This is a genomic window from Streptomyces sp. NBC_01317, from assembly GCF_035961655.1.
Lineage (GTDB): Bacteria > Actinomycetota > Actinomycetes > Streptomycetales > Streptomycetaceae > Streptomyces.
This window is the reverse complement of the sequence record NZ_CP108393.1, coordinates 7,464,124-7,478,018: the sequence shown is the minus strand read 5'-3', so window position 1 is coordinate 7,478,018 and position 13,895 is coordinate 7,464,124. Positions and strand designations below refer to the sequence as shown.

At 69.0% G+C, this 13,895-nt stretch carries 1 protein-coding gene; it reads right to left on the bottom strand.

Annotation, left to right across the window (positions count from 1 at the left end; all coding sequences use genetic code 11):
• Nucleotides 1–13,884: an amino acid adenylation domain-containing protein gene (locus OG349_RS32285; RefSeq protein ID WP_442806343.1), complete on the bottom strand. Its 13,884-nt coding sequence runs from the start codon at nucleotides 13,882–13,884 to the stop codon at nucleotides 1–3.
• Nucleotides 13,885–13,895: the final 11 nt, after the last annotated feature.

Genomic DNA, 13,895 nt, shown 5'->3' with positions numbered 1-13,895 from the left:
CTACTGCTGGTCGCCGGCGAGGCCGGCTTCAAGTTCTTCGATCTGGTTCTGCGCCAGGCTCAGGAGGGGGAAGTCGGAGGGGGTGTGTCCGCCTGCGGTGGGGGCGTCGGTGTGGGCGGCGAGTCCGGCGAGCAGATCAGTCCAGGCCGCGCCCAACGCCTCCGCGTCGGCCGCCTCCAGGACTCCGTCCGGCCAGCTCAGCGTGAGCGTCAGCTCCGGACCCTCAACCGTGTCACGAACGACAGCACCCGCCTCGACCACATGCGTCACCGGCATATCAGGATCGGCGGAACCACCCACCGCACTCTCCCCGGCCATCTGCCACACCCCCACCAAAGCAGAACGGCCGGACCCAGTAGCCGCAGCGAACCGACCTAGATAGTTGAAACCAATCTGGGCCACCGGCGCGTTCTTGAGCACCTCCGCCGTCTGCGGGTTCAGATGGCGCAGCAGTTCGTAACCCATCCCGTCAGCCGGCACGGCACGGGCCTGCTCCTTGACCACCTTCACCAGGTCACCGGCCGCGGCCCCACCCTCGGTCACCACACCCAGGTCGATACCGGTCACGTCCAGCCGTACGGGCTGCACGCTGGTGAACCACCCCACCGTCCGTGACAGTTCGGTGCCCTCCAACGGCTCACGGCCGTGCCCCTCGATGTCCACCAGGACGCTGCTCGTGCCCGGCCGCCAACCGCTGACCGCACCGGCCAGCGTCGACAGCAGCACCTCGTGCACTCCGCAGTGGAAAGCCGCCGGAGTACGGCCCACCAACGTGGCCGCCTGCCAGGCCGGCACCGCCCACTCACGGCCCCGCAACGTCCGGGCCAGATCCACCTCGGGATCCAACGGCCGACGGCCCAGGGTCCGGGCCTCCTCCCCCAACAGGGCTAGCCAGGCGTCCAGTTCCGCGATCCGCTCCGGGCCGTTGGCTTGCTCGGTAAGTACCCCTGCCCAGCGGCGGAAGGATGTCCCGACCGGATCGAGTACGGGAGTACGGCCTGCGGCCAGATCCTCGTACGCACGCTCCAAGTCCGGCAACAAAATCCGCCACGAGACTCCGTCCACCACCAGGTGATGCACCACCAGCACCAGCCGGCCAACCCGACCAGGCCCCGCGTCCACCCACACCACCTGAACCATCACCCCAGCCGCAGGATCCAACCGCCCCACAGCCCCACGAGCCACCCGACCCGCCACCACATCAAGGCTCTCACCACCGGCCCCGGCCCCGGCACCAGCCTCGACCCGGGTGATCAGGCTCGCGGCATCCACCGACCCCGGCTCACCCACGATCAGCTTCGACTCGCCACTGACCACGCGTGCCCGCAGCATCCCGTGCCCGTTCAGCAGCACACTCACAGCCCGACCCAACACATCTAGGTCCAGATCCGCCGGAGCACCCACCACCACCCATTGCGCGAAATCGGGTCGTACGATCCGGTCACCGAGCGTCCGCATGACGGGCGTCCATGGCACTTCTCCTTCCGCCACGTCGTCCACGGCGCCGACCGCCTGGGGGTCCGCCGACTCGACGACGTCGGCCAGTCGCTCGACTGTCTTCTCCTCGAAGACCTGCCGAGGGGTGATCGCGAGACCGGCCTTGCGCGCACGTGATGCCAGCTGCATCGACATGATCGAGTCGCCGCCCAGCTCGAAGAAACTGTCGTCGGCGCCGACCCGTTCAAGCCCCAGGGTCTCGGCGAACAGCGTGCACAGCAATTCCTCCAGCTCGCCGACCGGCGGTCGCCCGGCGACCCGTTCGGCGAAGTCGGGCGTCGGCAGCGCGGCCCGGTCCACCTTGCCGTTCGGAGTGAGGGGCAAGGTGTCGAGGACCATGACGGCCGTCGGCACCATGTACTCCGGCAGACGGTCACGCAGGAAGTCCACAAGCACGGTGGTCAGTTCGCCGCCCCGCTGCCCGGAGTCCGTGGTGGGGTCGGCCACCGCGTACGCGATCAGCCTCTCGTCTCCGGGACGGTCCCGGCGTACGGTGACCGCCGCCTGGACCACGAAGGGATGGGTGGCCAGGACGGCTTCGATCTCGCCGAGTTCGACGCGGTGGCCGCGGACCTTGACCTGGTCGTCGGCCCGGCCGACGAAGAGCAGGTCGCCGTCGCCGGTCCAGCTGACCAGGTCCCCGGTGCGGTACATCCGCTCACCCGACGCGAACGGAGAGGCCACGAACCGGCCCGCCGTCAGCGCCGACCGCCCCAGGTAGCCCCGCGTCAATCCGGCCCCGGCCACGTACAGTTCACCACTCGTGCCGGGCGGCACCGGTTGCAGGAACGGGTCCAGGACGAAGGTCCGTACGTTGGAGATCGGGCGCCCGACCGGCACCACGTCCGCACCCGGCGACAGCGGCGCACTCATGCTGGCGCACACGGTCACCTCCGTGGGGCCGTAGGCGTTGATCATGCGGCGGTCCCGTGACCAACGGTCCGCAACACCAACCGGGCAGGTCTCCCCGGCCACCACGACTGTCGCCAGTTGCGGAGGGATCTCGTCCTCGACGGCGAGAACGCTGGGCGGCACGGTGACATGCGTCGCGCCGGTCTCACGCAGGGCTTCGGAGAGAGACACCTGCGGCGGCAGCCGGTCCGGTGTGGCGACGGCGACCGACGCGCCGGAGAGCAGGGCCATGCACAGTTCGGAGACGGCGGCGTCGAAGCTCACCGACGCGAACTGGAGAACCCGGGACTCCGGTCCCACGGCGAAGCGTTCGATCTGCGCCCGCGCCAGATTGCCGAGCCCCGCATGGGGGACGACGACTCCCTTGGGTATGCCCGTCGATCCGGACGTGTAGATCACGTACGCGGCGTGGTCGGGCCGCAGCGGAGACAACCGCTCCCCGTCCCCGATCGCGCCACCCTCCAGTTCCGCCAGCCGGGCAAGCACCGAAGGATCATCCAGTACCACCACCACGCCACCGAACCCCGCCGGCACCACCTCCCGCGTCCCCGACGTGCACACCACCACCGCCGGATCCGCATCCCCCAGCACAAACCCCACACGCTCCGCCGGATACCCCACATCCACCGGCACGAACACACCACCCGCCATCGACACCGCCAGCAACGACACCACCAACGCCACCGACCGCTCCACCACCACCCCCACCCGACACTCAGGCCCCACACCCAACCCCACCAACAACCGACCCAACCGACCCGCCCGACCCTCCAACTCCCCATACGTCAAAAATTCTTCACCACCAACAACCGCCACCGCACCCGCCGACAACACCACCCGCCGCGCGAACAACTCCGGCAACACCTCCGGCACCCACGGCACCACCGTCCGATTCCACCGGTCCACCACCACCTCACGACCGGCACCACCCACCACACCGATCCGCCCCACCAACCCACCAGAATCAGACACAAACTGCTCCAACACCCCCACGAACGACGCCAACACCTCACCCGCCCGCACCCGATCAAACACATCCGGCCGATAGATCAGGTCACCCTGCATAGGGTCGCCGGGCGCGACGATCAGCGTCAGCGGGTAGTGGCCGGTGTCCTCCGGTACGTCGGCCGGGCGGATGGTGATGGCGTCGGGGCCGGTCACGGGATCGATCGCGGCACGCGGGTAGTTCTCATACACCACCAACGTGTCGAAAACGGCTCCCGCACCCACCCACTGGTTGATCTCCTGCAACCCCACATGCTGATGCGACATCAACACCGACTGCCGCGCCTGAAGATCCACCAACAGGCCAAGCAAGGGCCGACCGCCGTCGAGACGCACCCGCACCGGCAGCGTATTGATGAACAACCCGATCATCGACTCCACACCCGGCAACTCCGCCGGCCGGCCGGCCACCGTCGCCCCGAACACCACATCCTCCCGACCCGCCAACCGCGCCAGAACCAACGCCCACGCCCCCTGCACCAACGTATTCACCGTCAGCCCATGCGCACGCGCCAGCTCACCCAACCCCCGCGACAACCCCTCCTCCAGAGCGAACCGCACCCGCTCCGGCACCACCACCGACCGCACGGACTCCGCAGCCACCACCAACGTCGGGCCATCAACCCCCGCCAACTCCCCCTGCCAGACCTCCCGAGCAGCCCCCTTGTCCTGCTCCCCCAACCACCCCAAGTACTCCCCATACGACCCCACCACCGGCAACCCACGCCCAGAACCACCCGCCGCATACGCCGCCGACACCTCCCCCACCAACACCGGCAACGACCAACCATCCAACACAATGTGATGGCTCGTCACCACCATGCGATACCGCTCCGGCGCCAGCCTGACGATCAGCACACGTACCAATGGCGCCTCGGCCAGGTCGAACCGCGAAGCCCGCTCACGGCCGGACAGCCGCTCCACCTCGGCCGTCGCCTCGACGTCCGTCAACTCCGACACATCCGCCACGGTCCACGGCAGGACCACCCGCCCCGACACCACCTGCACCGCACCACCCGACACCGCCACACCCGGATGGAAACTCGCCCTCAACACCGGATGCCGCTCCAACACCACCCCCCACGCCAACCGCAACCGCCCCACATCCAACGGCCCCTCCACCACAAGCGACCGCTGCCCCTCATAGACGTCGGGCCCGTCCTCGTCATAGGCCGCATGGAACAGCAGGCCCTCCTGCAACGGCGACAAGGGCCAGACATCCACCAGATCGGGAACCACAGCCTCAAGCTCCGCCACAGCCGCCTGCGACACCTCCACCAACGGGAAGTCGGAGGGGGTGTGTCCTCCTGCGGTGGGGGCGTCGGTGTGGGCGGCGAGTCCGGCGAGCAGATCAGTCCAGGCCGCGCCCAACGCCTCCGCGTCGGCCGTCTCCAGGACTCCGTCCGGCCAGCTCAGCGTGAGCGTCAGCTCCGGACCCTCAACCGTGTCACGAATAACAGCACCCGCCTCGACCACATGCGTCACCGGCATATCAGGATCGGCGGAACCACCCACCGCACTCTCCCCGGCCATCTGCCACACCCCCACCAAACCAGAACGGCCGGACCCAGTAGCCGCAGCGAACCGACCCAGATAATTGAAACCAATCTGGGCCACCGGCGCGTTCTTGAGCACCTCCGCCGTCTCCGGGTTCAGATGGCGCAGCAGTTCGTAACCCATCCCGTCACCCGGCACGGCACGGGCCTGCTCCTTGACCACCTTGAGAATCTGCCCCGCCGAGGCCCCGCCGTCGACCGCGTCTGCGAGATCCAGGCCGGTCACGTTCAGCCGTACGGGCTGCACGCTGGTGAACCACCCCACCGTCCGCGACAGTTCGGTGCCCTCCAACGGCTCACGGCCGTGCCCTTCGATGTCCACGAGCACGCTCGCCGCTTCCGGCCGCCACCGGCCCACCGCCCCGGCCAGCGTCGACAGCAACACCTCGTGCACACCACAGTGGAACGCCACCGGAGTCCGGCCCGCCAGTGTCGCCGCCTGCCCGGCCGGCACGACCCACTCCCGGCGACGCAACGTCCTGGTAACGTCCACGACCGGATCCAGGGGACGACGGCCCAGCGTCGAGACCTGGTCGCCCAACAAAGCTTCCCATGCGGGGAGTTCAGCGACTCGCTCCGGACCGACGGCCTGTTCGGCCAGTACCCCCGCCCAGCGGCGGAACGACGTCCCGACCAGATCGAGTACGGGCGTACGGCCGCCGGCCAGATCCTCGTACGCACGCTCCAAGTCCGGCAGCAGAATCCGCCAAGACACACCATCCACCACCAGGTGATGCACCACCAGCACCAGCCGACCAACCCGACCAGGCCCGGCATCCACCCACACCACCTGAACCATCACCCCAGCCGCGGGATCCAACCGCCCCACAGCCTCACGAGCCACCCGACCCGCTACCCCATCAAGGCTTTCACCACCGGCATCAACCCGAGTAATCAGACTCGCGGCGTCCACCGACCCCGGCTCACCCACGATCAGCTTCGGCTCGCCACTGACCACGCGTGCCCGCAGCATCCCGTGCCCGTTCAGCAGCACACTCACCGCCCGACCCAACACATCTAGGTCCAGATCCGCCGGAGCACCCACCACCACCCACTGGGCGTTCTTCGGCAGAGCCGCTCGTTCCCCCGAGGCACGCATGGCAGGCGTCCAGGGAATCTCTCCCACAGCCACGTCGTCCACGTCGTCACTCTCAGCAGCCCCCGCGGCTTCAACCGCTCGCGCAAGCCGTTCGACGGTCTTCTCCTCGAAGACCTGCCGAGGAGTAATCACCAGCCCGGCCCGCCGAGCACGCGACGCCAACTGCATCGACATGATCGAATCGCCACCCAGCTCGAAGAAGCCGTCGTCAGCGCCCACCCGCTCCAACCCGAGGACCTCCGCGAACAGAGCACACAGCTTCTCTTCCGTCTCCCCTACCGGCGTACGACCCGAGGCCCCTTCACCCACCTCGGGGGCAGGAAGGGCGGCGCGGTCGACCTTGCCGTTGACGGTCAGGGGCAGCGCATCCAACGTCACCAACACCGCCGGCACCATGTACTCCGGCAGCGCCTTTCCGACGTACTCGCGAAGCTCGGCCGCCTCGGCCCCTTGCGTCTGCGGTACGACGTAGCCGACGAGCTGCTTGTCGCCGGGGCCATCCTCGCGGGCCACAACAACCGCCTGACCGACGGCGGGATGGGCGGACAGCACCGCCTCGATCTCGCCCAGCTCGATACGGAAGCCACGCACCTTCACCTGCGCGTCAGCCCGCCCGACGAACGCCAACTCCCCCTCACCGTTCCAGCGCGCCAGATCACCCGAGCGATACATCCGCTCACCCATCGCGAACGGACACGCCACAAAACGCTCCGACGTGAGATCAGGGCGCGCGACGTAACCACGAGCCAGACCCGCACCCGCGACATACACCTCACCCGTGATGCCCGGCGGAACCGGACGCAAGAAGGAATCCAGCACATAGACACGGGAGTTGGACAGCGGACGGCCGATGACAGGAGCCTCGTCCGCCGACGCGATACGTGCGTCGACCGGACCCGCCGTCACCATCACCGTCGCCTCGGTCGGCCCGTACGTGTTGACCACCTTCGCCCCAGGCACCCACCGGGCAGCGAGATCTGCGGTCAGGCGCTCTGCGCCTAACACCCAGGTCTTCACTCCCGACACCTGCTCGGGATCCAGAACCCCGAGGAGAGAGGGCACCACGCTGGCCGTAGTCACGCCGTGGGCCGCGATCATCCCGGCCAACGCACCCGGTTCCGCGCGCTCCTCACCCGTCGCGATCGCCAACGTGCCACCCGAACCCAGCACCACCGCCACATCCAGAATCGCCGCATCAAAACTGAACGAAGCGAACTGCAACGTCACCACACCAGGCCCAGCACCCAGTGAAGGCCCCATAGCCTCCACCAGGTTCACCACACCCCGATGCCCCACCGCCACACCCTTCGGCCGACCCGTCGACCCAGAGGTATAGATCACATACGCAAGCTGGTTCGCATCCGTCACACCCGGCAACGCGACCGGATCAGGCGCAGCAGGGACTTCCTCAAGCAGAACAACGCGGGCCGGCCCCTCAGGCACCCGGGCCAACGTCTCCGCCGTCGCCAACACCACACCCGCACCACTGTTCCCGACCATGTACCGCAACCGATCGGACGGATACTCAGGATCAAGCGGCACGAAAGCCCCACCGGCCTTCCACACCGCCAACTCCCCCACCACCACATCCACCCCACGCGGCAGGCACAGACCCACCACCCCTTCACGCCCCACACCCACACTCACCAGAAATCTGGCCAGCCGGTCCGACCGCTCGTCCAACTCCGCATACGACAAAACCTCAGAGCCCGACCGAACCGCCACCACACCCGGACTCATACGAACATGCGAACCGAACAACTCCAACAACGACCCACCCACCACAGGCCGCCCCGTATCGTTGAACCCCCCCACCACAAGCTCCCGCTCAACCTCCCCCACCACATCAACCCGCCCCACCGCCACCAACGGATCAGCCACCACCTGCTCCAACACCCGCACCAGCCGACGCCCGACCCCCGACGCCTCCGCGAGGGAGAACAGATCCGGCCGGAAGGTGAGGCGGATCTGAAGGCGGTCCGCCGGGGCGATGCCCACGGCCAGGGGATAGTGCGTACCAGCCAGGGTGTCCAACTGTCGGATCGACACAGTGCCGTCATCCCGGCCGGACGCGGAGAGAGCGACCGAGTTCCGGGGGTAGTTCTCGAACATGAGCATGGTGTCGAAGGAGGCACCCGGACCGGCGATTCCCTGGATCTCCGCCAGACTCATGTGCTGGTGGGACATGAGCCGTGTCTGCCGTTGCTGAAGGTCGGCCAGCGTCTCCAGGACCGACCGCGCGCCGTCCAGCCGTACCCGTACCGGCAAAGTGTTGATGAAAAGCCCCACCATGCCCTCCACGCCAGGCAGCTCCGGGGGACGCCCGGCCACCGTCGCGCCGAACACCACATCCTCCCGCCCGGCCAGCCGCGCCAGTACCAGCGCCCACGCGCCCTGCACCACCGTGTTCACCGTCAGACCATGCGTCCGGGCCAGTGCCGCGAGGCCTTGGGTGGTTTCCCGGGAGAGGTCCACCGAGGTCTGCCCGGGGGCGACTGATGTCCTGCCCGGGTCGGCAGGGGCCACGAGTGTCGATTCCTCGACTCCCGCCAGTTCCGCGCGCCAGGCCTCCCGAGCCGCCGACGTGTCCTGACGGCCGAGCCAGGCCAGGTACTCGCCGTACGAATGCGTCCGCTGGAGGCCGGAAGCCTCGCCTCCGGCGGCGTAGACGGCTGCCACCTCGTTGAGCACGATCGGTGTCGACCAGCCGTCCAGCACGATGTGATGGCTGGTGACGACCAGGCGGTGCCTATCGTCCGCCAGCCGGATCAGCAGCAGCCTGAGCAGGGGTGCCCGGGTCAGGTCGAAGCGCTGCGCCGCCTCGACGTCCGCCAGCCGTTCGGCCTCTGCCTGGGCTGCGGTCTCCGGCAGTTGCGAGAGGTCGACCTCCTGCCAGGGGAGTACCGCGTCCCGGGCGACAACCTGGACCGACTCGCCGGTCGCGCTCTCGTGGAAGCTCGCGCGGAGGACGGCGTGCCGTGCCACCAGGGCCTCCCACGAGGCCCGCAGTCGAGAGGTGTCCAGCCGGCCGTCGAGGGCCAGCGTCCGCCGGGTCTGATAGACGTCCGGTCCCGCCTCGTCGTAGGAGGCGTGGAAGAGCATCCCCTCCTGCAACGGGGCGAGCGGCCAGATGTCCAGGAGGTCCGGAACGGCATGCTCCAGCTCCTCCACGGCCGTCTGTTCCAGTGCCACCAGCGGAAAGTCGGAGGGCGTGTGTCCGCCGACGACAGGGCTGGTCGTGTGGGCGGCGAGACCGGACAGGATGGTCATCCATGCCTCGCCGAGGGCCTCCGCGTCGTCCTCGTCGAGAAGGCCGTCCGGCCAGCTGAGGCTGAGTGTCAACTCCGGCCCCCGCGCGGTGTCGCGGATGACGGCACCGGCTTCCAGGGTGTGCGCCAAGGGCACGTCCGGATCGGCGGAGCCGCCGACCGCGCTCTCCCCCGCCATCTGCCACGGCCGGGCCGGCCCCGTCTCCACTGAGGCCGCAGCGAAGCGGCCCAGGTAGTTGAAACCGATCTGCGGAGCCGGGGCCGCAGAGAGCACCTTCGCGGTCTCCGCGTTGAGATGGCGCAGGAGTTCGTAGCCCGTCCCGTCGCCCGGCACGGCACGGGCCTGTTCCTTGACCGCTTTCACCAAGTCACCGGCCGCGGCCCCGCCCTCGGTCACCACACCCAGGTCGATATCGGTCACGTCCAGGCGTACCGGCTGCACGCTGGTGAACCAGCCGACCGTCCGTGACAGATCAACGTCACCGATCGGCTCACGTCCGTGCCCCTCCACGTCTACCAACAGGTCCGCGGCCTCCGGCCGCCACCGGCCCACCGCCCCCGCCAGCGTCGACAGCAACACCTCGTGCACACCGCAGTGGAAAGCCGCCGGAGTACGGCCCGCCAATGTCGCCGCATCCCCGGCCGGCACCACCCACTCCCGACGACGCAAGGTACCGGCCACATCCACCACCGGATCCAACGGCCGACGCCCAAGCAGCGGACCTTCCTCGCCCAACAAGCCCAACCAGGAATCCAGTTCGGCCACCCGTTCCGGACTCAGCGCCTGTTCGGCCAACAGCCCGGCCCAGCGGCGGAACGACGTCCCGACCAGATCGAGTACGGGAGTACGGCCTGCGGCCAGATCCTCGTACGCACGCTCCAAGTCCGGCAGCAGGATCCGCCACGACACCCCGTCCACCACCAGGTGATGCACCACCAGCACCAGCCGGCCAACCCGACCAGGCCCCGCATCCACCCACACCACCTGAACCATCACCCCAGCCGCAGGATCCAACCGCCCCACAGCCCCACGAGCCACCCGCCCCGCCACCACATCAAGGCTCTCACCACCAGACCCGGCCTCAACCCGAGTGATCAGAGCAGACACATCCACCGACCCCGGCTCACCCACGATCAGCTTCGGCTCGCCACTGACCACGCGTGCCCGCAACATGTCATGCCCGCCCAACAACACACCCACAGCATGGCCCAACACATCCAGATCCAGATCCGCCGGAGCACCCACCACCACCCACTGCGCAAAACCCGCGCGAGCGGCCCGCTCCCCCAGCGCCCGCATCACAGGCGACCACGGCACCTCACCCACACCCACGTCACCACCACGCACGGCTCCACCCGCGCCCACCACATCAGCAACCAGGGCCAGCCGTTCGACGGTCTTCTCCTCGAAGACCTGCCGAGGAGTAATCACCAGCCCGGCCCGACGAGCACGCGACGCCAACTGCATCGACATGATCGAGTCACCGCCCAGCTCGAAGAAGCCGTCGTCAGCCCCCACCCGCTCCAACCCGAGAACATCCGCGAACAACCCACACAACAACTCCTCGACCCCACCCACCGGCGCCCGCCCCGACACCCGGCCGGCGAAGTCCGGCTCAGGCAGAACACCGCGGTCCACCTTCCCGTTCACAGTCAACGGCAGGGCATCCAGAACAACCACCACCGCCGGAACCATGTACTCCGGCAGAACCCCCGCCACATACGCACGCACCGCCGAGGGATCAACACCGGAACCCTCCGACACCACATAACCGACAAGCCGCTTCTCCCCCGGAAGGTCCTGTCGGGCGACAACAACGGCCTGGCCGACGGTCGGATGGGCGGACAACACCGCCTCCACCTCGCCGAGTTCCACCCGGAAACCCCGGACCTTCACCTGCTCGTCAGCCCTGCCGAGGAAGACCAACTCCCCGTCGTCGGTCCACCGCACCAGGTCCCCGGTGCGGTACAACCGCTCGCCCGCCACGAACGGAGAGGCCACGAAACGGCCCGCAGTCAGACCCGAACGCCCCAGATATCCCCGCGCCAGCCCGGCGCCCCCGATGTACAACTCCCCCGCCGCGCCCGGCGGTACCGGAAGCAGGAAGGAGTCCAGGACGTAGGTCCGCCGGTTGTCGAGCGGGCGGCCGATGGGTAGCACGCCGGGCGAATCGTCGCCCGGGTGCAGGACGTGCGACGTCGCGCAGAGGGTGATCTCGGTCGGACCGTACAGGTGTCTGACCGAGACCTCCGGGCAGACCTCCCGTACCCGGCGGACGGATGCGGCGGGAACCACATCGCCGCCGGTCAGTACCTCGCGCAGGCCGAAAAGACTCTCGGGGGACTCCTCCGCCAGCACCCGGAACAGCCCGGCGGTGACGTGCGCGACCGTCACACCGTCGGCCACCGCCTGGCGCAGTCGCTGGGCGTCGACGGCGCCGGGCCCGGCGATCACCACGCGGCCGCCCGCGGCGAGCGGGACCCACACCTCGAACAGGGAGATGTCGAAAGCATGCGGGGCGTGCATCAGGACCGCATCGTCCGCGCCGACAGACCAGCCGCGCTCTCCGACGAGAGCGGCCACACTGCCGTGCGGGACGGCCACGCCCTTGGGCACCCCGGTCGACCCGGACGTGTACATCACATAGGCCAGATCCCCGGCGGACGACGGAAGCCGGCCGCCCTCTTGAAGGGAGACCTCGGAGGCCTGAGAAGCCGGGGAAGCAGCTACGGCCGCCGCCACCACCGGATCGTCCAACACCAACGCATCCGGCGCGAGTTCCGCAGGGAGCACACCGCGCGACTGCTCCGTGCAGACCACCCTCGCCGGGACGGAGTCGGACAGCAGGAACGCAATCCGCTCGGCGGGGTAGCCCGCATCCACGGGTACGTACGCGGCTCCGGCCTTCCAGATCGCCAGCAGGGTCACCAGCAGATCGGCGGAGCGCTCCATCAGCACGGCCACGCGGTCGCCGCGACGGACACCGGTGCCCGTCAGGTACGACGCGAGCCGCGCGGAGGCGGAGTCCAACTCCTCGTACGAAAGACGCGTCTCCCCGTCGACAACAGCCACGGCGGCCGGCGCGCGCCGCACCTGGGCGGCGAACAGCTCGGGTACGGAGTGGCTCAGAGTTGGGGCCGCCGTGGCGTTCCAGGCCTCAACAACCTGTCCATGCTCGGATCCGGTCATCACGCCGAGCCGGCCGACCGGCAGCGACGGATCGGCCACCACCTGCTCCAGGACCCGCACGAACCGGTCGAAGACGGCCTGGGCGGCAGCGCCGTCGTAAAGGTCCGGCCGGTGGTCGAGCTTGACGCGCATCGTGTCGCCGGGTGCCACGACCAGGGTGAACGGGTAGTGAGCCGCCTCCCGGCCACCGGAGAGACGGATCGCGAAACGGTCCGGAGTGGTCGGTTCGGCGTGGGGCAGAGGGTAGTTCTCGTAGACCACCAGCGTGTCGAAGATCGCGCCGGGGCCGACCAGGCGCTGGATCTCGGAGAGTCCTAGGTGCTGGTGGGACATCAGCGCGGACTGGCGCGCCTGGAGGTCCGTCAGCAGGTCAAGGAGGGGCTGCCCGCCGTCAAGACGTACCCGTACCGGCAAGGTGTTGATGAACAAGCCGATCATCGACTCGACGCCCGGCAACTCCGCGGGCCGGCCCGCCACCGTCGCCCCGAACACCACGTCCTCCCGGCCGGCCAGCCGCGCCAGCACCAGCGCCCATGCCCCCTGCACCACCGTGTTGACGGTCAGGCCATGGGTACGGGCCAGGCGCACCATGCCCCGCGCCACTTCCTCGGGGATCTCGGTGATCAGGCTCTCGGGGGCCACAGGCGCCCTGCCCGGATCGGCCGGCGCCACCAGCGTCGGCTCGTCGGCGCCCGCCAGTTCCTCCCGCCACGCGGCGCGCGCGGCTTCCTTGTCCTGCGCTGCCAGCCAGGCCAGGTAGTCGCGGTAGGGGGAGACCTGCGGAAGCCCGGCGATCGCGTCAGCACCGGATGCGGCACCGGCACCGTTTCCCCGCCCGGTAAGCGCACTCGCACCCCCCGCCTCGTAGATCCGCGTGAGTTCGTTGATGAGTACGGGTACGGACCAACCGTCCATCACCACGTGGTGGCTCGTCAGGACCAGGCGGTGCCGGTCCTCGCCGAGCCTGATCAGCAGCACGCGCAGCAACGGAGCCGAGGCGAGGTCGAACCGCCGCGCCTGCTCCCCGCCGGCCAGCCGCTCGACCTCGGCGGACGCCTCGACCTCCGGCAGCCCGGAGACATCGGCCTCCTGCCACGGCAGTACGACCTCTCGCGCGATGACCTGTACGGCCTCACCCGACTTGCGCCGCCGGAAACTCGCCCGGAGCGCCGCGTGCCGGGCGAGCAGCGCCTCCCACGCCCCGCGCAGCCGGTCCGCGTCGAGCGGACCGATCAGGTCGAAGTTCCGTTGTCCCTGATAGACGTCGGGGCCCTGGTCGTCAAAGGCGGCGTGGAAGAGCATCCCCTCCTGCAACGGCGAGAGCGGCCAGACATCCTCGACACGGGATCGGGTCATCACTTCTTCTC